17 protein-coding genes, 1 tRNA gene, 1 pseudogene and 1 riboswitch are annotated in these 22,997 nt (G+C 63.4%); of the genes and pseudogenes, 13 read left to right on the top strand and 6 right to left on the bottom strand.

The window, feature by feature from the left end:
• The first annotated feature begins 43 nt into the window (after nucleotides 1-43).
• Nucleotides 44-616, top strand: a complete 573-nt coding sequence (locus tag RDV55_RS06535) for a PIN domain-containing protein (RefSeq protein ID WP_111823898.1) — start codon at nucleotides 44-46, stop codon at nucleotides 614-616.
• 102 nt (nucleotides 617-718) lie between these two features.
• On the opposite strand, the gene RDV55_RS06540 is transcribed toward RDV55_RS06535, so the two are convergent.
• Both RDV55_RS06540 and RDV55_RS10590 read right to left on the bottom strand, forming a co-directional pair.
• Nucleotides 719-1,444 (bottom strand): PspA/IM30 family protein, encoded by a 726-nt coding sequence (locus tag RDV55_RS06540; protein ID WP_111823897.1) that lies wholly within the window; start codon nucleotides 1,442-1,444, stop codon nucleotides 719-721.
• Between the two features lie 605 nt (nucleotides 1,445-2,049).
• Nucleotides 2,050-2,464, bottom strand: a pseudogene (locus tag RDV55_RS10590) (transposase); the annotation flags it as partial.
• Nucleotides 2,465-3,278: 814 nt separating this feature from the next.
• Between RDV55_RS10590 and RDV55_RS06550 the strand changes: the two are divergent.
• Nucleotides 3,279-4,424, top strand: coding sequence for a low temperature requirement protein A (locus RDV55_RS06550; protein WP_111823896.1), 1,146 nt, complete (start codon nucleotides 3,279-3,281; stop codon nucleotides 4,422-4,424).
• Between the two features lie 122 nt (nucleotides 4,425-4,546).
• Here the strand turns inward: RDV55_RS06550 and RDV55_RS06555 are convergent, their stop codons facing one another.
• The 3 genes from RDV55_RS06555 to RDV55_RS06565 form a co-directional block, all read right to left on the bottom strand.
• Nucleotides 4,547-4,696 (bottom strand): hypothetical protein, encoded by a 150-nt coding sequence (locus RDV55_RS06555; protein ID WP_245907715.1) that lies wholly within the window; start codon nucleotides 4,694-4,696, stop codon nucleotides 4,547-4,549.
• A 110-nt stretch (nucleotides 4,697-4,806) separates the two neighbouring features.
• Nucleotides 4,807-6,393 (bottom strand): TPM domain-containing protein, encoded by a 1,587-nt coding sequence (locus tag RDV55_RS06560; protein ID WP_245907713.1) that lies wholly within the window; start codon nucleotides 6,391-6,393, stop codon nucleotides 4,807-4,809.
• Between the two features lie 216 nt (nucleotides 6,394-6,609).
• Nucleotides 6,610-8,730: a coiled-coil domain-containing protein gene (locus tag RDV55_RS06565; RefSeq protein ID WP_111823895.1), complete on the bottom strand. Its 2,121-nt coding sequence runs from the start codon at nucleotides 8,728-8,730 to the stop codon at nucleotides 6,610-6,612.
• 204 nt (nucleotides 8,731-8,934) lie between these two features.
• On the opposite strand from RDV55_RS06565, the gene RDV55_RS06570 reads away from it, so the two are divergent.
• The 4 genes from RDV55_RS06570 (at nucleotide 8,935) to RDV55_RS06585 (ending at nucleotide 13,160) form a co-directional block, all read left to right on the top strand.
• Nucleotides 8,935-9,312 carry a cold-shock protein gene (locus RDV55_RS06570; protein WP_111823894.1) on the top strand — a complete coding sequence of 126 codons (378 nt, stop codon included), beginning with the start codon at nucleotides 8,935-8,937 and terminating at the stop codon, nucleotides 9,310-9,312.
• On the top strand, nucleotides 9,305-10,153 hold the full coding sequence (locus tag RDV55_RS06575; RefSeq protein ID WP_111823893.1) for a DUF3027 domain-containing protein: 849 nt from the start codon (nucleotides 9,305-9,307) through the stop codon (nucleotides 10,151-10,153). Before RDV55_RS06570 ends, RDV55_RS06575 begins: the two co-directional genes overlap by 8 nt.
• A 120-nt stretch (nucleotides 10,154-10,273) precedes the next feature.
• On the top strand, nucleotides 10,274-11,725 hold the full coding sequence (locus RDV55_RS06580; RefSeq protein WP_111823892.1) for an NCS2 family permease: 1,452 nt from the start codon (nucleotides 10,274-10,276) through the stop codon (nucleotides 11,723-11,725).
• A 145-nt stretch (nucleotides 11,726-11,870) separates the two neighbouring features.
• On the top strand, nucleotides 11,871-13,160 hold the full coding sequence (locus RDV55_RS06585) for an MFS transporter (RefSeq protein WP_111823891.1): 1,290 nt from the start codon (nucleotides 11,871-11,873) through the stop codon (nucleotides 13,158-13,160).
• A gap of 9 nt (nucleotides 13,161-13,169) precedes the next feature.
• Here the strand turns inward: RDV55_RS06585 and RDV55_RS06590 are convergent, their stop codons facing one another.
• The gene (locus tag RDV55_RS06590) at nucleotides 13,170-14,297 is read right to left on the bottom strand and encodes a phosphoserine transaminase (RefSeq protein WP_111823890.1); all 1,128 of its coding nucleotides are present in this window, start codon (nucleotides 14,295-14,297) and stop codon (nucleotides 13,170-13,172) included.
• Nucleotides 14,298-14,470: 173 nt separating this feature from the next.
• On the opposite strand from RDV55_RS06590, the gene RDV55_RS06595 reads away from it, so the two are divergent.
• The 7 genes from RDV55_RS06595 (at nucleotide 14,471) to RDV55_RS06625 (ending at nucleotide 22,958) form a co-directional block, all read left to right on the top strand.
• Complete coding sequence (locus RDV55_RS06595; RefSeq protein WP_111823922.1) at nucleotides 14,471-15,148, top strand: metal-dependent transcriptional regulator; 678 nt, start codon at nucleotides 14,471-14,473, stop codon at nucleotides 15,146-15,148.
• A gap of 253 nt (nucleotides 15,149-15,401) precedes the next feature.
• Nucleotides 15,402-15,528, top strand: a riboswitch (cyclic di-AMP (ydaO/yuaA leader).
• A gap of 2 nt (nucleotides 15,529-15,530) precedes the next feature.
• Nucleotides 15,531-16,292 (top strand): C40 family peptidase, encoded by a 762-nt coding sequence (locus RDV55_RS06600; protein WP_245907712.1) that lies wholly within the window; start codon nucleotides 15,531-15,533, stop codon nucleotides 16,290-16,292.
• Between the two features lie 133 nt (nucleotides 16,293-16,425).
• Complete coding sequence (locus tag RDV55_RS06605) at nucleotides 16,426-17,358, top strand: universal stress protein (RefSeq protein WP_111823889.1); 933 nt, start codon at nucleotides 16,426-16,428, stop codon at nucleotides 17,356-17,358.
• A 155-nt stretch (nucleotides 17,359-17,513) separates the two neighbouring features.
• Nucleotides 17,514-17,586 (top strand) — tRNA-Arg (locus RDV55_RS06610).
• Nucleotides 17,587-17,601: 15 nt separating this feature from the next.
• Nucleotides 17,602-18,516, top strand: coding sequence for a DMT family transporter (locus RDV55_RS06615; protein WP_111823888.1), 915 nt, complete (start codon nucleotides 17,602-17,604; stop codon nucleotides 18,514-18,516).
• Nucleotides 18,517-18,544: 28 nt separating this feature from the next.
• On the top strand, nucleotides 18,545-22,744 hold the full coding sequence (locus RDV55_RS06620) for a PDDEXK-like endonuclease domain-containing protein (protein ID WP_245907711.1): 4,200 nt from the start codon (nucleotides 18,545-18,547) through the stop codon (nucleotides 22,742-22,744).
• Nucleotides 22,737-22,958 carry a toxin gene (locus tag RDV55_RS06625; RefSeq protein ID WP_111823887.1) on the top strand — a complete coding sequence of 74 codons (222 nt, stop codon included), beginning with the start codon at nucleotides 22,737-22,739 and terminating at the stop codon, nucleotides 22,956-22,958. The genes RDV55_RS06620 and RDV55_RS06625 overlap by 8 nt, the downstream gene beginning before the upstream one ends.
• Nucleotides 22,959-22,997: the final 39 nt, after the last annotated feature.

The raw sequence follows: 22,997 nt of genomic DNA on the forward strand, positions 1-22,997 counted from the left end.
CAAGGCCGCATAGGTCCGGACAATCATTGGATACCCTAATCCCATGGAAAACCCTAATAAACAAACGACATACCTCGTCGTAGATGGCGAGAATATTGATGCGACCCTGGGCCTATCCGTCCTTGATCGTCGTCCCAACCCCGAGGAGCGTCCCCGCTGGGACCGCGTACTCGAGTGCGCCCACGGCCGCTGGGGCCAGAAGGCGAAGGGTCTGTTCTTCCTGAACGGCTCGTCCGGCTTCCTGCCGATGGGCTTCGTTCAGGCCCTGACAGCCATGGACTACTCGGTCATCCCCCTGTCGGGCCCCGTCGACATGAAGGTTGTCGATGTCGGTCTTCAGCGCACGATGGATGCGATCGCACATCTCGGCTCGGGCGACGTCATCCTGGCCAGCCATGACGCGGACTTCCTCCCTCAGATTGAGACCCTCCTCGACCAGGGGCGTCGCGTTGCGGTCATGTGTTTCAAGGAGTTTCTCTCCTCCCAGCTCCACGAGCTCGAGGAGCGAGGCCTAGAGATCATCGACCTCGAATACGATGTGCACGCCTTCCAGGTCCGACTGCCCAGGCTCCACATCATCGACATCGACGAGTTCGACCCGATGGCCTTCCTGTAAGACATCGCGTCGCACGAACCAGCGCCGGGCATACAAATGAGCCGGGCGGCCCCTCGGGGGGGCCGCCCGGCCTGCGTATGGGTGCGGCGTCAGCCGCGCCCCTCACGCCTGCGTGTTGTTGCCCTTGAGGGCGGCCAGGCGAGCCTCGATCTCGATCTGCGAGGAGTCTGTCTCGAGCTCAGCGAACTGGGCATCCAGCGAGGATGCGGCCAGCTCGATCTTGCCCTGAGCGAGGGCCTCCTGGCGGCGGACGCGGTCCTCGAAGCGGCCGAGTTCGCTCGTGGGATCAAGGATGTTGATGGAGCTGAGGGCGTCGGTGACCTGGGCCTGCGCCTTGGCTGTCTTCTCGCGGGCGATCAGCTGGTCGCGGCGGGTCTTCAGCTCGGTGAGCTTGTCCTTCATCTGTGCGAGGCCGCGCTTGAGGCGGTCGGCCACGTCACGCTGGGCCTGGAGCGTGGGCTCCTCGGCCTTGATCTCGTTCTCGAACTGGATCTGCTTGCCGAGCGCGACCTTGGCCAGGTCGTCCCACTTGGTGGCGCCAGCCTCGTCGCCGGCGGCGCGCAGGGAGTCAGCCTTGGCGGAGGCGGCGGCGGCCTTCTGGCCCCAGTCGGCGGCGGCCTTGACGTCCTCCTCGTAGTCCTTCTCGGCCATGCGCAGGTTGCCCAGGGTCTGAGCGATCGCGTTCTCGGCCTCAATGATCGAGTTGGTGTAGTCGCGGATCAGCTGGTCGATCATCTTCTCCGGGTCCTCAGCCTTGTCGAGGAGCGCGTTGATGTTCGCCTTCGCGAGCTGGGCGATGCGGCCCATGATCGTCTGCTTTTCGGCCATGATGTTCTCCTTTGTGGGTGGTGCGCATCTGCGCGGTGTGGGTTGGTGCGCGTGCGCGCGGGTTGTGAGCGAGATGAGGCCTCGCGCGATTGGTTGGTGGGCTACAGGTTGCCCAAGCCGGTCGTCGGATCAGTGTGTGTGGGGGAGTGGGGTGCGATGACGCTGAGCGTGTGCCTCCCGAGTGGCGCCACGTGAGACGAATTGGATCGAGCGTGGCGTCTGGCCTGGCTCGCGTGGTGCTCACGTGTTCGAGAGTCTCGAATCCGTGGCATGTGATCCTCCTCGGTTAGTGGCGAACAAATTAAAATACATCATTGCGAGGCGCAACGCCCTTAATCTAATGTATTTTGAGTCACATTGTTTTGGTATGGGACCAGTGTACGTGATGGTCGGGTGCGGGTGGAAATCGGCCGGGCGTGAGCCGGTGTCGGGTATGGTCATGCGCAACGTCGTCATGATTGTCAGCACGTGCGGTGATGAATGTTCGTCAACCTCCTCTATCGTCGTCCCGGTGCCGCAAGCGCGCGTTGGGCGAGCGTGGTGGCTCGCGAGGCCGCTGCGATTGCCTGTAGGGGGCATCTAAGTCAACAGGAAAAAGCGGCTCTTCATAATTGGGGGTGTCGTTGGGGTCTGAATCCTCCTGTTTCGAGGAGTGCTCGGGTGGTGTCGTTGGTGAGGTTTCGCAAGTTCGAGTGCGGAGCCGCGTAGGTGTTCGAGGTGGCCGTTGATGGCTTCGATGGGACCGCCTGCGGTGTGGGGGTGGTCGAAGTAGGCCAGGATATCTCTGGATCGCCGTTTGAGCGTTCTTCCCAGTGTGACGATCTCCGTGAGGGCGGTAGGGATGCCCGCGTCGCTGGTGACGTTCTTGCCCGATGTGCCTGCGGCACTCATCGAGAGCATCCCCGGCCAGGTGCGCGACGTGGAAGAGATCCATGACCACCCTCGCGCCGGGGAGTTCTACAGTGGCTGCGTTTGTGAACCCGGGAATCGATCCATCGCGACGATCGCCATGCGCTCGCGTTACGTGTTGGGCTGGGAGGCCAGCCAGATGTGGGACGCCACCCTCAGGGCTCGTGCGCCAAGCGCCTGACCGCCGTGTCACGAGAAATGCCCTGGCACCCGCAGCGTCGGCACCACCGACCCTCACCAGCAATACGGCATGCCAATACTGCATGGTCTGCCTCAATGCGCTGACCCGTCACCTCCAACCCCAGGTCATCCGGGCGAGCGCCCGCGCTCAGATTGGGGCGATCACAGATAGTACTGGGAATGTTGAGGTCTTTCAGATGGACGGTGTAGGAATCAGGAAATAGTCCATCTCCGATTGCGAAATACAAAATGGCTATACTAACTTTGTAAATCACGGATAATATAGCAGAATGTTGTAATGCAACTCCAACCTAACTATTTGAAATTAGTAAAGAGATTGAGTTAGAAAAGAGTGTTCTTGAATCTAATAAATGCTCTGATCAAATAGGTGAAGTCTTAAGAGCTGTCACATGTATCGAGCATTTCCCACATGCTGATGGATAATACTTAGAGGATTTACTCTACCGACCAAGAGGCAATCAGCTATACATAGAAGATGGAGGAGAGTTGTATGTTGATTCAACTTCTCAGAAAAAGACATTTCATAACCAAAATGAACCTGGTTTTATTGTAGCGAGAGAAAATCTCCATTAGAACTCTTGATTGAAAACGAGGAGCTATTAGATTTAATAATAAGTGAGAATAATCTCACTTTAATATTGAAACACTATGAGTTTATTTGTTGCGCTATGTACTATCATGCATGTTACGATCACTTGCACCTCTAAAATAGAAAGGTCTTAAGATGGCGACCCTTATCAAGCATAAACGTGTAGAATTTTCAGAACTATTTTATGACCTAGTGTTTGTTTTTGCAATTTCAAAAGCAACTGCTTTAATTCACCCTTTTCATAACGGTGTTTTGGCTTGGGATTCTTTACTTGATTTCTTCATCTCTGTCATGGTTATCATCAATTCCTGGATGATTCAAACCATTTATACCAATCGCTATGGAACAAACTCGTTATTTAACATGGTAATCATGTTTATCAACATGGGACTTATGCTCTTTATATCCAATATGATTGGATACAATTGGCAGCAATGGTACTATTATACCTGTTGGGCTGTTGGCACATTAACCCTTACCTTATTTTTTCAATATTTGGTTCAGTTTTTTAGAGGATCAACCGATAATGCTGATCGGGAAAGCATTAAAGGTTTTCTATGGTTAACAGGTCTACAAAGCTTAGGAGTCTATCTGGCAGCCCTTTTTCCAATTCACGTTGGAGTCTATGTCTTTATTGCTAGTATTCTGCTAACATTTATTGTGCCAATTTTCTTGATTACTAAAGATGAGCATTTCCAGGTAAATCTTCCCCATTTAATCGAGCGCGTCTCCCTTCTTGTCATTATTACGTTTGGAGAAATGGTTATTGGGCTAGTCAGCTTCTTTACAGTTGAGAATTTCTCGATTTATTCGGTTCTCAATTTCGTTATCATGCTTTCCCTGTTCTTGTTTTATTTTGGCGAATTTGACCATGCTATTGATCAAGGATCCAATCAAAGGGGATTATTTATAATTTATAGTCACTATCCTATTTTCATCGGGCTTATGTTGATGACAGTTTCGATGGGTTATCTCCTGAATCCCGAGGCTAATCTTCTCGTTGCAATCAGCTTCTTTTATATCGGAATTGGCCTCTTCCAAGCTGCTGTCCTAGCAAATGGGCCCTATAACAAAAACTATCTTCGCTATCCGAGAAGTTACTACTGTGCTCAAGCGACACTCTATCTGGCTGCCTTGATTCCCTCTTTGCTTTTCGCTTCTAATCCTATAACAGTGTTGAGTATTGCAACCATTTTTACTCTAGCTATAGCTAGTCATTTTATTTCTTTCTGGGTTACACGTACTAAACAATATTCCGTGCCTTACTGGGGGTTCTTCTAAACTAAATTTGGCCATTATCCGTCTATCAACTTCCTTAGGTATCGTAGATTTTAGAACCAAATGGGAGTCATTCGTTATTGTCTCGCTTTTACCCCATTTTAAAATCCTGACATTGAAAGTACCTAAAAGTAATTCCCTGAAATCAGCTGAGTTTCAACATCCTGTTCGTTTTCAATGCGGAAGGTTCTTACAAATTCATCTAGGGGATCTTCGTCGTGGGCTGCGCGCGCTTCGGTCATTGCCTGGTCGGCTTCGCTCATCAGCTTGTTCACGTCGAACAGTGCCGAACCCTCGTGGTCCTTCAGTACTTGCGAGCCCAGGCGACGGTGGCATCAGCGTCACGAATATGGCGCTGGGCGGTACCTTTCGCCTTGCGCGTAACTTATTTCTGAGTCATGAGTGGAGCGAGGATCGCATCCATTCGGAGCTCCACGTCGCGAAGGTTTTCGAGCGCACCGAGGGGATCCTCGTCGCTGACTAGCGCGCGCTGTCCCCTGGTGATGGCGGCCTCGGCCTCGTCGAGAAGGGGAGAAAAAACATCGGAGGAATCGAGCTGCTTCACCTCCGTCAGGGTGGCGGACACGGATCCGATGGAAGAAATGAGCCTCTCGCGGAAGGCATCGAGATCGGTCTTCGCAGAGAAGATTGCATCCGTCTGCGCATTGGCCATGGTTAGTGCGCGCTGGGCGGTATCCAGCGCGGATGCTGCGCGGGTGGCGTCGGTGTCGAGATGCGCGCCGGCCGTCTCCAACGCCGCGCGAGCGGACTCCAGCAGCTGTTCCGCGCGCTGCGGATTGTCCTGGAGGGAAGCGAGCATGGACTCGGGGTAGAGGCCCGCGATGCTGGAGAGTTCTTCCTTCGAGCGCTCCAGATCGGCGAGCTCCTCGACGAGACGTTCGCGAGCGTCGGCAAGCTGCGTGGGAAGCGATGAGCGCTTCTCGCGCTGTGCGGCAAACTCCTTGCGAGCATCCTGCAGGGGTGCCAGGTTCTTGTCGAGATCCTCCGTGATTGTTGTGGCGAGGCGTCGCTTGGCATGGGAATCAGGGGTCTGCTCGATCTGTTTGTGTGTGTCGAGGCCGCGTGCGATAGCCTCTTTGGCCGCCTCGAGGCGGCGCCCGTACTGTTCAGCCGCGGCACTACCGAACTGGGCGCGAGCGAAATTCCAGTCCTCTTCCGCGGCGCGCACCTGTTCCTCGGCCTCCGACAAGCGCCGCCGTGCTTCCGCGGCTAACCTCAAGGCTTCGCGCCTCACAGGGTCGACGAGAGGGGTGAGGTCCGCGGATTTCGTGTCGCGTCCGTCGTCTTGCTCTTGTTCGCGCAGCTTGGCCCGCAGCTCGAGAAAAAGGGTAAGGATGAGCAACCCGCCTGCGATGATGAAAATGATGACGATGCGGGTTGTGTCGTCCTTGTTTCTACTGTCCTGCCCTTGCTGCATCGTGACGTTGTGGCGATGCACTTGCGCGTGAATGTAGATGGCGGTGTCGATATCGCTGATGAAAGAGCTGATGCCGGCGCTCACCGCATCGCTGGTTAATGGGCTCGATGTGTAGTTGTTTCGAGCGCTCGCCAGGGCATCGTCGAAGATTCGCTTGAGGGACGGGTCCGTTGTCAGGTTTCGAGCGAATTGTGCATCTGCGCAGTAGGAGTCTGTGCCATCCTCGTAGGAAACAACGTAGAGGATGCCCTTTTCCGCAGTACGTGATTTCTCGAGGGTGGCCTGGCACCAAACGGCCGGTTCCTGGTCGGAGAAATTGGGGATAACGACTGCGTCGATAATTGTGCCGTAGGTGGAACGCAGCGATTCTGCTTCGCTCTCAAGTCGGGTGCGCTCATCGTCGCTCAGGAAGCCGTCGGGATCGGTGACGTGTCCGCTCGTGGTGAGCGGCTCGGTCGCAAATGCGGGCGCGCCGCCGACCAGCATCGCAGCCATCACGATGGCTGCGAAGCCCAGGCGTCGGATCCGTGACACGGTGCCTCCTGCTCGTCGGTGAAGCGGATAAACCTCTGGCTGCGTGGCTTGATAGCGTCGACATCGCACTGTATGGTGCGGCGCAGCCTCGCGAGCATCCTTAGTTTACGAGGAAATATGCCGAGCCGTGACGGACTCACTCACGTTTTCCGAGGGGCAGGGCATCGTGAGGCCCGCACATGCAGAACGTCGCGGCCTCATGGGTGGGTTGGGAGGTCAGAAACTTCCGGAAACGGAGGAGCCGCCGAAGCCGCCGCCCCAGTTGGAGCCGGAGCCGGAAACGGAGGAGCCGCCGAAGCCGCCGCCCCAGTTGGAGCCGGAGCCGGAGACGAAGGACCAGCCGGAGCCGGATGAACGGGAGCCGCGATCGTAATGATCGAAGCGGTCGTAGTCGCGGTCGCGTCGGCCCTGGTAGCCGGGGCCCGACTGCGAGAAGAGCGTGGACCACAGGAGGAAGTCGCCGAGTGAGGAACCGGTGAAGGAACCGTTGTTGCTCGTTCCGCTTCCCCAGCTGCCGGTAGTCGGCTGAATGGGGGTGGCCATGACGCGGTCGGCGAACGCGCGGGCGTTGGCCGCGTGAGTGGCAGCTGCCTGCGGGTCCTTGTCGAGGGAGTCGTGCGCCGCGCGCAGCGCCTGTTCGGCGTTGTTCAGCGTGCCGCGCACCTGCAGGTCGATGGCGCCGCGGCGCCCCTGCACGTAGCGCTGCGCCTGGCCGACGGCGGATTCCGCGAGGGCGATCTGGCTTGTCGCCGCGGAGAAAGCCTTGTCGCGGGCCTCCTGGCTGGTGCGCAGGGGTGCGAGGGCGGCGTCGATGGTCGCCTCGGCAGTGCGCAGGTGCTCGAGCGCGGCGAGAGGGTCGCCGTTGTTTGCCAGGGCAGCCTGAGCCTCGGAGATCGCCGCGCGCGCGTCGGCGACGAGGGGGGTGAAGGTTGCGGGATCGGTGTCGAGGCGCTCGACGTCCGACAGATCCGCCGAGATCGAACCGATGGCGCCGGCCAGTCGGTCGCGGATCGCGTCGAGGTCTGACTTGGCGGTGAAGATCGCGTCCGTCTGATGGTTGGCCATCGTCAGCGCGCGGTGTGCGGTGTCCAGGGCGCTAGCCGCGCGGGTGCGGTCCGTGTCCACCACCTCGTCGGCGGTATCGAGGGCGGAACGCGCCGAGGTGAGCAGTGCGGCCGCCTGCTCGGGGTTGTCCTGGAGGGAGGCGAGCATCTGTGCGGGGTAGATGCCGGCGATGGTGACCAGCTCGGCTTTGGCGCGCTCGAGGTCGGTGAGCTCCTCGGCGAGGCGCTCGCGCGCCTCGCGGATGCGCTCGGGGAGCGTCGCCTCCTCCGCGCGCTTGGTGGCGAATGCGGCCTGGATCTGGCTCAGGGGGTTGAGATTGGAACCGAGGTCGCGCATGAGCTTCTTCGCCAGCTCGGAGCGCTCAAGAGTGGCGGTCGCGTCGTTCATTCGCACCTGGAGATCGAAGCAGCGCGTCACGGCGGCCTTCGCGTTCTCGATCGCTCTTGCGAAGTCATCCGTCGAGGTCAGGCCGAACTGTGCGCGAGCGAAGTTCAACTCGTCAGTCGCGGTTCGCACCTGCTCGTCGGCGGCGAGCAGCTGGCGATTGGCTTCCTGGACGGCCTTCTCGGCTGCTACCGAGTCGATGGCCATCGCGTGCGCCGCGCTCTTCTTGCTGCGGCGTGAGGAAGCGGCGACCGTGATGCCGATGAGGAGGAGGCCGCCGACGAACATGGCGGACAGGATGTAGAAGGAGTTCAAGCCGCCCGACGAGGACGATGAAGTGCTCGTCGGCTGCGCGGTCTGTGACGAGGTCCCCGACGAGGAGCGGGAAACGAGGGTGTCAGCGAAGGCGGTAGCCGCGTTGGCGGCGTCGCGCGATGTCAGGGGGTTCGACCTCAGCTGCGCCTCGGCGGCCTTGATGGCGTTGGACAGCTGGGATTGGATGGAGGGGTTGTTGCTACACGCGGCGTCGGCGCGCTCCGTGTAGGCGATGACATAGATGACGTCGGAGTGGCCGAGAGAGGAATCCTCCAGTGTTTGAGTGCACCACTTGTAGGCGCTCAAGCCCGAAAGGTCTTCAACGAAGATGAAGGAGATGTTCGAGCCGGAAGTGGCGGCCTTGCTGACGGCCCCTTCGACGGTCGAACGGTCGGAGCTGTCGAGCCAGCCCGCTGGGTCAGTGACAGCCCCGCTGACCGTGACCGGCGACGTTGCGAACGTCGGCAGGCCGAGCGCGAGCAGCATCGCTGTGAGAACAGCGACGAGGCTGAAGCGGCGGAATCGTGACACTGGGTCCTCCTGCGAAGTGGCGAACAGATGAACATACACCATGCTGGAAGCTTATGTCGACTATGTGATGAAACCTTCGCAGCGTGATTGTTTCCGTGGGGTCAGTCTACGTGAAAGTTGCTTCCGCATGGGGTGCTCGGTGCTGTTCGCTACAGGCGTTGGCTCGCCTCCCGCGCGCATCGACAGAGCATCCTATGATGGGTGTAGCCCATTGGGCTCTCAGACTATTGATAGAAGGAGGGGACCATGCCCACAGGTAAAGTGAGGTTCTTCGACGCTGATCGCGGTTTCGGCTTCATCGCAGGAGACGACGGGGCGGATGTCTTCCTCCACTCGTCCGCGCTCCCGGCCGATCACCCCAGCCCTCGAGTGGGCTCACGCGTGGAGTATTCGGTTGCTGACGGACGTAAGGGACCGCAGGCGCTCAGCGTGCGTTTCCTCAAGGAGACAGCTTCCGTTGCCCGAGCCAAGCGTCGCAAGCCGCAGGCGATGGTGCCCGTCGTCGAGGATCTGATCAAGCTCCTCGATTCCTCGAGCGCCGCCCTGCGCCGCGGATCGTACCCGGACAACGCAACCAAGATCGCGAAGGTACTGCGCGCCGTCGCAGAGGAATTTGATGCCTAAGACTCAGGCCCGTGTTCGGGCAGTGAAGAAGGACGCCGTCCTGGAGGGCGCTGTCGACGTCGCGCGCGCCGGTGCCGAAGCGGTGGCTTATCCGCGTCCCGTCGGCGAGCATGCGGGCTTCGAGATGCTCTCGGAGCGCCTGGCTACCCACTACTTCGCGTCGACCGACGCGGGTTACGTGGGCTGGTGCTGGGCGGTCACCGTTGCCCGCGTGCCGCGCGGACGCGTCGCCACCGTGTGCGAGGTTGACATGACTCCCCGTGAGGGTGCGCTGTTGGCCCCGGAGTGGGTGCCCTGGGAAGAGCGCCTGCGTCCCTCGGACATTTCTCGAGATGATGTCCTGCCGTACAAAGCGGACGATGAACGCCTCGAGCAGGGTTTTGAGGATGCCAGCGAGGACCTTGATCTGCCGGTCGTGCGTGAACTCGGGCTGGGACGTGCGCGCGTCCTGTCGCAGGAGGGGCTCGATCAGGCAGCCAAGCGGTGGTACGAGTCCGAGAGGGGGCCGACGTCCGGTCGTCGCCCGCGAAACACCTGCTCCTCGTGTGGTTTCCTCATGAAGATGAGCGGCGGCATGCGCACCATGTTTGGCGTCTGTGCGAACGAATGGGCGGCTGACGACGGTGCCGTTGTGTCCTTGGATCACACGTGCGGCTCGCATTCGGAGACCGACGTGCCCAAGAATGACACGGCGTGGCCGGTGCGTCCGTCGCGCGTCAACGAGGGGGTGCTCGATGCGGAGCCGATGCCCCCAGCATCGAACGAGGCGAAGAGGGATGAGCCGAGGAAGGACGAGGCCGACAGGACCGAGGCTTCGGAGGGTACTGCGCAACCCGACTGACACGCCTTCTGCTACGAACTGACAGGAAGCATCCGAGACTGACTCTCGGGTGCTTTCTCAGCAAGTGGGCATATGGCGACTATGTTTGCATGCGGGCCCGCGACCGGGCACGATTATCCGGTGAGCACACAAGAAAAAACCGCCCCATCCCGCGGCGGCTTCGCACAGTCACTTGATTCCTTCTTCCAGATCTCCAAGCGCGGCTCGACTATTGGTAGCGAGATTCGCGGTGGAATTGTCACCTTCTTCGCGATGGCTTACATCCTGGTCGTCAACCCGGCAATCCTGGGCAACGCCGTTCCCGAGGATGGCTCCATTACGACCCAGGGTATCGCCGCCGGCACCGCGCTCGTCGCGGGCATCATGACGATCCTCATGGGCGTTGTCGCGAACTACCCGCTGGCGCTCGCCGCAGGCCTCGGCCTCAACGCAGTCGTCGCCTTCACCCTGGTTCTTGGCTCCGGCCTCAGCTACGGCGAGGCCATGGGCGTGATCGCTTGGGAAGGTATCCTCATCTTCCTGCTGGTCCTCACCGGTTTTCGTGAGGCGGTGTTCCGCGCAGTTCCCGCCGCCCTGAAGACCGCCCTCACGGTGGGTCTGGGCCTGTTCGTTGCCCTCATCGGCCTCGTCAACGCTGGCATCGTGCGCGCGGGTGCGACCCCCGTCGAGTTTGGCATCTCCGGCTCGCTCGATGGGTGGCCGGCCCTCGTCTTCGTGTTCGGTCTGTTCCTCATGATCATTCTCCACGTGCGTGGAGTGAAGGGCTCGGTGCTGATCTCGATCGTTGCCGCGACGGTCCTCGCTGGGGTCGTCCAAGCCTTCGCCCACATCGACCGCATCTCCGAGACCAACCCGACCGGTTGGGGCCAGACCGTCCCCGAGCTCAAGGGCTCTCCGATCGCGGTCCCCGTCTTTGACACGCTCGGCAAGGTGGACCTCTTCGGAGGCTTCGGCAAGCTCGGCGTCGTCTCCGTCATCCTTCTGGTCTTTTCTCTCATGCTCGCTGACTTCTTCGACACGATGGGTACCATGGTGGCCGTCGGTGCCGAGGGCGATCTGCTCGACAAGGACGGCAACCCGCCCAAGACCCGCCAGATCCTGATCGTCGACTCCCTGGCCGCCGTGGCCGGCGGCGTCGGTGGCGTCTCGTCGAACACCTCCTACGTCGAGTCCGCCTCGGGCGTGGCCGAGGGTGCTCGCACCGGCCTGGCCTCCGTGGTCACCGGCATCCTGTTCCTGCTGTCGACCTTCCTGGCTCCCCTCGTCGAACTGGTCCCGACCGAGGCAGCCTCGACGGCCCTCGTGTTCGTCGGCTACCTCATGATGACCCAGGTGCTCGACATCGACTGGAAGGATCCGGAGGTCGCGATCCCGGCCTTCATGACGGTTGCCTTCATGCCCTTCGGCTACTCCGTGTCCGTCGGCATCGGCGTGGGCTTCGTGACCTACGCGCTCATTCAGCTCGTGAAGGGTAAGGGCCTGAAGGTCCACCCGCTCATGTGGCTGGTCTCTGTTCTGTTTATCGTTTACTTCCTCATGGGGCCGATCCAGCGCCTCCTCGGCGTCGGCTGATTCGTCACCCTTCGCCTTCGTCCCGCCCCGCCGGAGCCAGGCTCCGGCGGGGCGGTCGTATCCTGAGAAGGTGCATCCGTGAGGAGGACCGGCCATCCCAGCCCCACCCTCGCGCTGTGCGCAGATCGGGAGAGGGAGGAACGCCATGGGGACAACATTCGAGTCGCTGCGCTACGTGAACTACCGCTACTGGTTTATCGCGTCCCTGATCGCGTCGACGGGTGTCTGGCTCCAGCGAGTCGGCCAGGACTGGTACGTGCTGACGGTCCTCACCGACCACGACGCCTCCCAGGTTGGCCTGGTGACCGCACTGCAGTTCCTCCCCATCATCCTCTTCTCCGCGTCGGCGGGCGTGCTCGCGGATCGCATCCCGGGGCGCCGACTGCTCCAGTGCACTCAGGTGGGGGTTGGCCTCGTGTCCCTCGTCATCGGCATCGTCGTGCTGACGGGCACGGGCGAGCTGTGGCACCAGTACGTCCTGGCTTTTGTTTCTGGGACGATTTCCGCTATCGACACTCCGGCGCGTCAGGCTTTCGTCGGCGAGCTCGTGCCCCACGAGAAGATGGCGAACGCGGTGGCTTTGAACGCGACTGCTTTCCACACGGCGCGACTCATCGGACCGGCCTCGGCGGGCTTCTTCATCGACTGGTGGGGCATCGGACCCGTGTTTCTCATCGACGCGGTCATGTTCATGGCCCCCGTGATCGCACTGGCGCTCATGCGCGTAGACCAGCTCTACCCGCGCACCCTCGTGCCCAGAATGCCGGGTCAGCTGCGCGAGTCCGTCGCCTACGTGCATAGTCGCACCGACATCCGCATCGTCCTTGCGTTGATCTTCGTCGTGAGTGCCCTGGGCATGAATTTCCAGATGACGAGCGCCCTCATGGCGACGACGGTCTTCGGAAAAGCCGCCGGCTCCTTCGGCATCCTCTCGACCTTCATGGCCTTCGGTTCGATTCTCGGATCCACGGGCGCTGCGCGCCGCGCTCCCCGTCTGCGCACGATCCTCCTGGGAGCCACCTTCTATGGGATCGCCGAAATCCTCCTGGGCTTGGCACCCTCCTACTGGTGCTTCGCGCTTCTGTCGATCCCCACGGGCTTTGGCATGCTGACGATGAACACGAGCGCGAGCGCTCTCGTGCAGACACGCACCGACCCAGACAAGCGAGGGCGCGTCATGGCCCTGTACTCGCTCGTGTTCCTGGGAGCGACGCCGATCGGCTCGCCACTCATCGGGTGGGTGGGCACGACGTTTGGCGCGCGCTGGTCGATCCTGGTCGGCGGCATCGCCTCGCTCGGTATCGCGCTCATCTGCGGAGCGTGGGCGATGATCCACTGGAAGGGGCGCCTCGTGCGAAGCCGGACGTTCCCGTGGGTGGGCGTCGAAGCGGATTCGTCCGTTGACGCGCCGCGCCGCTCGGTTGACCCGAGCTGAGGGGGCGTTCTACAGCACCCGCTCCAGGCAGTAGTCGATGCACGCCAGGAGCGCCTCCACGTCCTCGATTGCCACACTCGGCCACGTGCCGATGCGGAGCTGGTTCGCGCCCACGCCTCGGTAAGCGCCGATGTCGACAATCCCGTGTGAGCGCAGGTGTGCGATGAGTTCGGAGACGGCCACGGCCTCGTCGATCTCGATCGTCGCGGTCACGGGGGAGCGCCACGCTGGGTTTTCGACGAAGGGGCGGGCGGCCAGGTTGGTCTCTGCCCACTCGTACACGAGGGACGAGGCGTGGGCGCAGTGGGCGCTCACCGCACTCATCCCGCCGCGGTCGAGGAGCCAGCGAACCTGGCACTCAGCCATGATGATCGTCGCGAGCGCGGGAGTGTTGAGCGTCTGGTCCTTGGCGGAGTTGAGAACCGCGCCGGTCAGAGAGAGGAACTGTGGGATCCACCTGCCCGCGGGTGTTGCCTCGATGTGGCGCGCGCGCTCGATCGCGGCGGGGGAGAGGATGGCCGCCCACAGACCGCCGTCGGATCCGAGGGACTTCTGGAGGGAGAAGTAGTAGGCGTCGACCTGTGTGAGGTCCACCGGCGTAGCCCCCGCGATCGACGTGCCGTCGACGATGGTGAGCGCGCCCGGCACCTCGACTCGGTAGACGGGGGAGACGACGCCCGTCGAGGTCTCGTTGTGGGGGTAGGCGTAGACGTCGATGCCCTCCTCAGCCCCGCGGGGGGACACCGTGGCGAGAGAACCGTACGTGGCCTCGTCGATGAGGGGAGTGTCCAGGTGCGGGGCATGAGCGGCCTCGGAAGCAAACTTGGCACCGAAGGCTCCCCAGGAGCCGAATGCCGCGCGCGAGGAGATGAGGCTCGCGCAGGCGACGTCCCAGAACGCGGAGGCGCCGCCGTTGCCCAGGACGACCTCATAGTCGTCGGGGATCGTGAGAAGGCTACGCAAGCCGTTCTTTAATGAGGCGACGACCTCTCGCACGGGCCTGGCGCGGTGCGAGGTGCCCATGAGGAGGGGAGAGGAGAGTGCCTCGAGCTGGGCGGCACGCACCTTGGAGGGGCCGGAGCCGAAGCGCCCGTCTGCGGGCGCAAGAGCCTGGGGGATATCGGGAAAAGTCACCATGGCAACAGACTAGTCCCCAGGAATGGAGTATTTCCATCACGCTCGTTAATCGAATTGTCGTGAGTGTGCACGCGTCGACACTCGCGTTTTTCCGCAGTAATGCCACGTTGCGCTTGCGAGAAGGAAGGTGACCCTATTCTGTGTATATTGCATGCTTGAAGAAGGAGGCCGCCGTGGCAGACCTGATCGACACGACCGAGATGTATCTCAAGACCATCCTTGAGCTTGAGGAGGACGGGGTCACCCCCCTGCGCGCGCGTATCGTCGACCGCCTGGGGCATTCCGGCCCCACGGTCTCGCAGACGGTCGCACGCATGGAGCGCGACGGGTTGTTGCATGTGATGGGCGATCGCCGCCTCGAACTCACCGAGGTCGGCCGCGCGCACGCCACTGAGGTGCTGCGCAAGCATCGCCTGGCTGAGCGTCTCCTCCTCGACGTGATCGGCATGGAGTGGGCCCAGGTGCACGATGAGGCCTGCCGCTGGGAACACGTGATGAGCGATGCGGTCGAGGCGCGGCTAGAGGAGTTGCTGAGTAACACGTGCGTGGACCCCTATGGCAACCCCATGCCCGGCTGCGAGCAGCTGGAGGGGACTCATTCGGCTGAGCTGGTGGTGCGTTCCCCCGAGGTGGGAGCCCTGACGCTGGCGCGCATTGGCGAGCCGATTCAGGCGGAGGCGGAGCTGCTGGCGTCTTTCGACGAACTCGGTCTGCGCCCGGGCGCTCGCGTGGGTCTGTCCAGCCACGGTGCCGTCGTGCGCGTGGCGGCCCTTGACGAGGCCGGGGAGGTTCGCGGTTACCTGACGATTCCCATGGCTCTTGCTGCGCACCTCTTCGTGCGGGGTGAGTAAGGGTCGACGGGTGACGAAGTCGGGGCGTTAAGCCCCGGCTTTTGTCGTCTCCGAAGGGTGTGTCTCGAATCGCAAAACGTGCGCATGGGGCGAGTTTTTCCCGGTATGGCGGGATGCGAATGTCACGGAATGGTAACGATGAGGGAATTGAATGTTACCAGAACGTGACATTGATCAGTTGGCGAGGGTATAGTTGCTAGCGGTCATCAGACCACCCGCCCGTCCGGTGCCCGAAGTGAGACGACGGATGGAGCGGAAAAATCGTCTCACGCGGGGAACCCAACCGTGGCTCTTCAGCGCCTAGGGGTGAAGCTCGTAAGCCGAGCCGGACCTCCCGTCCGAACCCGACAGCTAACCTCGCAGGGAAACAGGGAGAATATGAGTGAAGACTACTAAGCCTGCTCCGCGTCACCGCCTGGCTCGTCGCCCGCTGACCGACACCATGGTCGAGGGCCTCAACGCCTCCGCCGCAGCTCGTCCGATCGCCTTCGCGTCGGCAGCCGGTGTTGCGCTGACCGCGATTGCCGCCGGCGTTGCAAACGCCGCCCCGGCAACCCCCCAGTCTGAGCCGCAGAGCGCGGACCTGAACACCACGACCGTTGCCGTCGATGACGTGACGACGGTTGAGGTCCCGGACATCGCGTGGACCGCCGAAGAGGATGCCGCCGAGTCCGTTACCGCCGAGGCACCCGCGCCGGCCCCCGTCGCCGCGACCCCGGCCGCTGCTGAGCAGTCCTCCGACTCGTCCGCTGCTTCCCGTTCGGAGTCTCGCTCCGACGCCGCCACGAGCAACACCTCCGCTCGCCAGGCCGCCCTGAACGCCGCGGGCTCCGACATTGTCTCCGTCGCGCTTGGCCTGACCGGCATCCCCTACGTCTACGGTGGCGAGAGCCTCGCGGGCCTCGACTGCTCCGGCCTGGTCAAGTACGCGTACGCGGCTGCTGGCATCAACCTGCCGCACTCCTCGTCCGCTCAGGCCGCCGGCGGCACCATCGTCTCCGACCCGCAGCCCGGTGACATCGTGTCCTACCCCGGCCACGTCGCCATCTACATCGGCGGCGGCCAGATGGTCGAGGCCACCGTGCCCGGCCGTCTCTCCCAGATTTCGCCGGTCCGCGGCGGCGCTACCTACGTGCGCTACTGAGCCTGCGATAGACAGCTGATGATCCCCGCAGCCCCAACGGGCTGCGGGGATCGTTGTCTGTCGCCAGGTTGGGCTTTCGCTGGTCGTCAAAATACGGCACAATATAAGTGACTGCCACCACGAGGAGGACATCATGAGTTCTACCGAAGTCATTCTGGTCGGTGTCGATGGCTCGACGGAGAGCCTTGCCGCCGTCAAATGGGCCGCCGATCGCGGCGCGCGCACCGGAGCGCGTATCCATTGCCTGTGTACCTACGCGCTGGCCTCCTACTCAGCTGCCGCCCTCGATGGCGGTTACGCCGTGCTCGATGATGAGGCTCTGAAGGCCGGGGCCGAACAGGTCGTCGAGGAGGCCAAGGCATTGGCGCGCGAGCGCGGCGCGGCGCATGTGTCCGGCTCTACCGAACCCGGAGATCCGGCGGGTGTACTCATTGACTTCTCCGCCGAGGTTGACCTGATTGTCGTCGGTTCGCGCGGGGGCGGCGGTTTTGCCGACCGTCTTCTCGGTACCGTCTCGTCGGCTCTACCCGCGCACTCGAAGTGCCCGGTCGTTGTGGTCCCGCGTCACACCTCTGGTAAGAAGTTCACCCCGGTCGTGCGCATCGTCGTCGGCGTGGACGGAACCGATCAGCCCTCCTGCGCCCTCAAACGCGCGATCTCCGAGGCTCGCCTGTGGGACGCGCGCGTCACAGCGGTGTCGGCAGTTCCGATCGCGGTCGGCCCCTCCGTCATGACCTGGACGCCCACCGGTGTCGACCACTCGGCCCTTCTTGCGCAGGTGCGTGAGGGCATGGACCAGGCGATCAAGGCGGCCCTTGACGGTGCCGACGTGCACGTCGCACGCCACGCCCTCGACGGCTCCGCCGCTTCGCTGCTCATCGAGTTCTCGACCGCCGTCGACCTGATCGTCGTGGGCACCCGAGGCCGTGGGGGCCTCGCCGGTGTCTTGCTTGGCTCGACCTCTCAGACCGTGCTCGGACATTCGACCTGCCCGGTCATGATCGTTCCCTCCGCCCACCTGGGCGAAGCTGATGCTGCGGTCCACACCGCTTGGGAGCGCCGCTGATTGTTACGTCAAGCGAGGCCGAGGTTACCAGGTGGGGCCTCGGCCTCGTCCGTCGCTACCGCGCGTATCGCATCGTGTGAACCCCGCGTCCGCAGGGTGGGTGAGGGGGCGGCGCTGCGCGCACTTTGCTACAGTGGGCGCGGACAACTTGTCACGCCCTCGTAGCTCAGGGGATAGAGCACCGCTCTCCTAAAGCGGGTGTCGGACGTTCGAATCGTCTCGGGGGCACAAATGAAGGACGCCGTGCGCAACGCTCGAGGGTATCTCGTGACCGTCGTGGCCACCCTGTGCTGGGGGGCCTCCGGCGTCTCCGCCGAGTATCTCATGAGCCGCCACGGCGTCGAGCTCACTCTCATCAGTTTCTTCCGCATGACCGTCGGTGGGCTTCTGACACTCGCCTACGTCCTGGCCTGCTCGCGAGGAGTTTCGCCCAAGCACCGGGAACTGGTGTCCGCGCCTCGCAACTGGCGAGGCCTCGTCCTCTTCGCGATCCTTGGCTTGGCGGCCTGCCAGCTCAGCTACATGGGAGTCATCCGCGCATCGAACGCGGGCACCGGCACCGTTCTCGAATACCTGGGCCTCATCCTCATTGTCGTCTGGGTGTGCCTCACCCACGGGCGATGGCCGCGGCCATCCGAGGTGATCGCCATTGGCCTCGCCGTTGTCGGCACCTTCCTGCTGTGTACACACGGGTCGCTGGACTCCCTCGTCCTCACGCCCACGACACTCGCGTGGGGAGCCGTCGCCGCGCTCACGCTGGCGACCTACACCCTGCTGCCGGCCAGGCTCATCGCATCCTACGGCGCGGACCTCGTCGTGGGATACGGCCTGCTGATCGCCGGCCTCGGCGTCGGCCTCGTCGGCCGGGTCTGGCGCTTCACGATCACATGGACGCCAGACGTCGTCCTCGCCATGGCGATCACGGTCGCACTCGGCACCGCCGTCGCCTTCACGGCCTACCTGTGGGGAGTGGACCGTATCGGCCCCGTCAAAGCCTCTCTCATCGGAAGCCTCGAACCCATCGCTGCCGCCACCTTTTCCGCTCTCATGATGGGAACCTCATACACGGGCATCGACATTGTGGGCATGGTCCTCATCGTGGGAGCGGTTGTGACCATTTCCGTCGTCGACCTCCTCCGGGCGCGCCGCGTCACTTAACAGGCCGGTGCTGCCGTAGGGTTAAATCGTGGTTCCCAGTATCTTTTCGCGCCGTCCAGCACCCGAGCCCGAGGCTACCGAGGTCTCGTCTACGTCGACGCACCCGACCACTCTTGTCGGTCAGGCGCGCGAGTCGTGGCGCTCACGCCTCGACCAGGACATCGCCGCCGACAGTGTGTCTCTACCGACTCTGTCTCTGTCGGGCGCGCACCCCGGAGGCCTCGCTCAGCTGTACACCGAACACCCCGTCCGGCTGAGCCTGCTCATCCGCGAGCCCATCGCCCTGGGACGCGCCCTCGATCGCGCGCGAGCGCTCATCGCTCGATCCGAACAGCGAGCGAACGCGCACGGCACCGGCCCCATCCACCTGGGGATCGGTACCGCTTCGTGGGGCGCGGGAATCGATGCGGTGACCGTTCCCGCGTTACTGCGCCCGGTGCGTCTCGTGCGCCGCGACGACGACGTTCTCATCGCCCTGGGTCGGGGAGCTACACTCGCCCCCGAGCTCACCGACGCCTTACACGAGCACGGGGTCGACGTGGATGGAGAGACCGTGCTGGCCAAGGCTAGTGGAACCCACGGTTTCTCCTCTTCGCAGGCGATGAGCGCCCTGCGCGAGCTCTGTTCCGCGCTGCCGCGCTTCGACATCCACGACGAGCTCGTCATCGGCCTGTTCTGTCACCCTGCCGACGCGCTCGCGGCCAGCCTTCGGCAGGACGTGACCGCATTCGAGGACTCCGCGGTCATTCGTGCACTCGCGGGCGACCAGGACGCGCGCAACGACCTGCGCGTCGACGCGCACGAACCCAACCCCTGCGATCGTGATCCGTGGGCGGAAAAGGGTGTTGGCGACCTCATTCCCGTCCAGCAGGACGCCGTGGAAGCGGTCTCCGAGGGGCACAGCGTCTTCGTCGATATTCCCGCCCACAGCGACGATGCTTCCGTCGTCGCAGCAATTCTTGCGGATGCCGCGGCGACAGGTCGTTCCGTCCTGCACGTGTCGACCTCGCCGTCGCGCTCGATCGCCGCGTACACGCGTCTGTCTGACCTTGGATTGACCGATGTCGTTGCAAACATCGACGGCTATTCCGACGCCCGGAAGACCCTCGCAGCGCGGGCGAGCGCAGCAATGGAGGACACCTCGCCCGTCGTCGATCAGGCCCGCGTCGACGAGATGCGTGCCCGCCTGCGCCAGGTTCGCTCTGCGCTGTCCTCCTACGCTGTCGCCCTGCACGAACCCTACGGCCGCTTCGGCGTGTGCGCTGCCGATGCCCTGCGTGCCCTGACGGACCTGACCAGCGGTGAGGATGCACCCACGACGCGCGTTCGCCTCTCCGAACAGGCCCTCTACGACATCGCGGTGGACCAGGGTGAGAGCGCTCGGGCACTCCTGCGTGAGGCCATCGCCTCGGGCACGCTCTCGGGTGCCTCGTCCTCCGCATGGGGCAACGCGGTCCTGACCTCCGACGAGCAGACCTCCGATGTGTTGCTGCGCGTTGATCGCCTCTCCAAGTCGCTGCCTGAACTGCGCGTCCACATCGCCTCTGTCGCAGGCGAGGCTGGCATTAAGCCCGCCGGAACTCTGGCCCAGTGGGACCGCCAGCTCGCTATGTTCGACGGCATCGCGGACGTCCTCGACGTCTTCCAGCCCCGTGTGTTCGAGCGCAGCGCGGCCGACATGGTGATCGCGACGGCCCCCAAGCAGTGGCGCAAGGAACACGATATTTCGATGGGGCGTTCGGAGCGCAACCGCCTCGTCAAGCAGGCCCAGGACCTCGTGCGTCCCGGGGTGCACGTGCCCGACCTGCATCGCGCCCTCATTCGGGTCCAGGAGCGCCGTGACGCGTGGTGCGCCGTGTGCGGTGAGGACTCCTGGCCGATCCTCCCGGCAAAGATCGGCGAGATTTCGGCCCTGACCGACGCAGTGCGCGACGACCTTGATGCGATCGCTCCCGTGTTCGTCGCCGAGGAAGCGGACCTGGTGGGCACCCACCTGCAGCGCCTGACCACTCTTATCGAGCGGTGGGCGGGCGATACCTCGGCAGCGCGCGAGGTCCCGGCCCGCCTGGCGATGCACGCGCGCCTCGCCGAGCGCGGCCTCGACAAGCTGGCCCAGGACCTCGCGGGTCGCGGCGTCGACGACAGCGCCATCGATGCCGAGCTTGACCTCGCGTGGTGGGCTTCGCTGCTGCGCGCCATGCTCTCCTCGCAGCCCGCGCTCGGCGGCGTCGATCCCGCCGCGCTTGAGGAGCTCGCTCGCGAGGGGCGCGAGCTGGACGAGGAGCAGGTGGCCTCCCTTGTGCCGCAGGCCATCACGGGCGTGCGCCGCATCCGGACGAATGCCCTCGCGGCGCGTCCGAGCCAGTACGAGGAGCTGCGCTCCCTCTTGGCCGATGGCACGCAGCCCTCCGACCTGGACCTGCTCGTGTCCTACCCGCTCGTGCGGCATCTCCTGCCCGTCCTGATGACGGTTCCCTCGATGGTGCCCACCCTGGCACCGACGGGACGAACCGTCGATGTCGTCGTACTGGACGGTGCTGACGGGCTGTCCCTGGCCGAGCTCACGCCGATCATCGCGCGCGGTCACCAGCTGGTCGTCATCGACGATCTGGCGGCGGCCACCGAGGGCGGCGCGACCCGCGAACTCGCCGGTGTCCTGCCGGTCCTGCACGTCGAGCCCGGCCCGCGTCGTCTCAACGACCAGGTCGCGCTCCTGCTGGCGCGCTACGGCTACGAGCACGCGGGTATTCCCGTGCCGTGGACAGCCGCGAATGCGCCCGTGTCGGCCCGCTGGGTCGAGGCGACGGGCATGCCGGCCCCGGGCGCTCACGCGATCGAATCGACGGCCGCCGAGGTGCGCGCCGTCGTCGACGCCGTCATCGAGCATGCGGTGGAGTCCCCCGAGCGTTCCCTCGCCGTCGTCGCCCTCTCCGATCGTCACGCCGGGCGCATCCGCGACGCACTGGAGACCGTGCGCGCTGAGGAACCGGGCCTGGCCTCGTTCTTCGACCCGGCGACCCCCGAGCCCTTCGTTGTTGTCGGCCCCTCCGAGGCCGTCGGCCTCACGCGCGAGTCGCTCATCGTGTCCGTGGGCTTTGCTAAGACGCCGCACGGGCGTGTCATCCACGACTTCGGTGTCCTCTCAACCGAGAGCGGCGCCGACACTCTCGCCGAAATCCTGCGCGCGGTACGCGGCGACCTGACGCTCGTGTGCGCGCTCCACAGTGCCCAGATCGACCGAGAACGACTCGGGCACGAAGGCTCGCGGATGCTCGTGGACCTCATCGAGATCGCCGAGGGGCACGCGGGAGAGGGCATGGATGCCTGGCCGGTCCTGGCCGGTGAACCGGACCGCCTGCTGGTCGACCTTGCCGAACACCTGTACTCGCGCGGCCTCGAGGTCGTCGCCAACGTGGGAATCCCCGGCGGCATGCGCGTGCCGCTGGCAATCGGACACCCCGATTCGCCCGGACGCCTGCTGCTGGCCGTTCTCACCGATGACGAGGAGTACCTGTCCGAACCCAGCCAGCGCGTGCGCGACCGCGCCCGTCCCCGCTGGCTCGAGGAGCAGGGATGGGCCGTGTACACGGCCCTGTCGATGGCCCTGTTCATCGACCCGGAGAAGGAAGCCTCCGCGATCGTGGACGCCGTCCTGGACGCACTCGATAAGCTGCGCGCCGTCGAGGAGGAGCCCGTCGTGGTCGTTCCGGAGCGCGTTGACGACGAGTCCGTCGAAGAACGAGTTGAAGAGGCCGCTTCACAGGACGGTGCCTCGGATGGGGCAGAGGACGACAGCGAGACCCTTGCCGCCCCGCGCATGCCGATGCTCGACGACGGCCTCGACGAGGAATCCAAACGGCGCAAGAAAGCCGACGAGGATACGACCGGCATGCTGTTGGCCATCAAGCGCAAGGAACGTGGCTCGGAGGAGAATCGTGGGCCTCGCCCCGCCATCGCCAAGGGCCTGCCCCTGGCCGCCTACTCCGACGACCAGCTCGACGAGATGGCCGCCTGGGTGCGTTCCGATGGTGTCGAGCGCACGGACCTGGAGGCTGCTGAAGAGCTACGTGAAGCCCTGGGAATCACGCGCCGCGGCTTCCAGTCCGACGCGGTCCTGGGCAACGTCGTGCGCCGCACGAAGCCTGCGGGCACCGTGCACACTGCCGACCGGAACGACGGCGAGGCCTTGGCGCAGGCCTCAACCATCGAACAGCCTGCCGATGAGTGAGCCTGCCCCGCGTAAACGTCGCCGCGTCGCGCGCTTCGTGTCCGACGTGGATCGCCGCCTCATCCAGGAGGGCCTGCCGCCCTCCTGGGAGGACCGCGTGCGCCCCGAGGACACGCGCCCCGGTTCCATGGCTGATGCCCCCGATCGGGGGGAGGGCTCCAACGATGCGCGGCTGCTCGAGAACGTGCCGCCGCACGCGCAGGCCAGGGCGTAGCCGTGAGATAGCGACGGGGCCGCCGCCATCACGGATGGT

The organism is Schaalia odontolytica (genome assembly GCF_031191545.1).
In the GTDB taxonomy this organism is placed as follows: Bacteria; Actinomycetota; Actinomycetes; order Actinomycetales; family Actinomycetaceae; genus Pauljensenia; species Pauljensenia odontolytica.

What these genes read in the sequence shown, in the direction of transcription:
- RDV55_RS06540 (WP_111823897.1), bottom strand. Translation starts at nt 1,444, where the DNA reads ATGGCCGAAAAGCAGACGATCATGGGCCGCATCGCCCAGCTCGCGAAG.
- RDV55_RS06605 (WP_111823889.1), top strand. Translation starts at nt 16,426, where the DNA reads ATGAGTTCTACCGAAGTCATTCTGGTCGGTGTCGATGGCTCGACGGAG.
- RDV55_RS06570 (WP_111823894.1), top strand. Translation starts at nt 8,935, where the DNA reads ATGCCCACAGGTAAAGTGAGGTTCTTCGACGCTGATCGCGGTTTCGGC.
- RDV55_RS06550 (WP_111823896.1), top strand. Translation starts at nt 3,279, where the DNA reads ATGGCGACCCTTATCAAGCATAAACGTGTAGAATTTTCAGAACTATTT.
- RDV55_RS06625 (WP_111823887.1), top strand. Translation starts at nt 22,737, where the DNA reads ATGAGTGAGCCTGCCCCGCGTAAACGTCGCCGCGTCGCGCGCTTCGTG.
- RDV55_RS06590 (WP_111823890.1), bottom strand. Translation starts at nt 14,297, where the DNA reads ATGGTGACTTTTCCCGATATCCCCCAGGCTCTTGCGCCCGCAGACGGG.
- RDV55_RS06565 (WP_111823895.1), bottom strand. Translation starts at nt 8,730, where the DNA reads ATGGTGTATGTTCATCTGTTCGCCACTTCGCAGGAGGACCCAGTGTCA.
- RDV55_RS06575 (WP_111823893.1), top strand. Translation starts at nt 9,305, where the DNA reads ATGCCTAAGACTCAGGCCCGTGTTCGGGCAGTGAAGAAGGACGCCGTC.
- RDV55_RS06585 (WP_111823891.1), top strand. Translation starts at nt 11,871, where the DNA reads ATGGGGACAACATTCGAGTCGCTGCGCTACGTGAACTACCGCTACTGG.
- RDV55_RS06535 (WP_111823898.1), top strand. Translation starts at nt 44, where the DNA reads ATGGAAAACCCTAATAAACAAACGACATACCTCGTCGTAGATGGCGAG.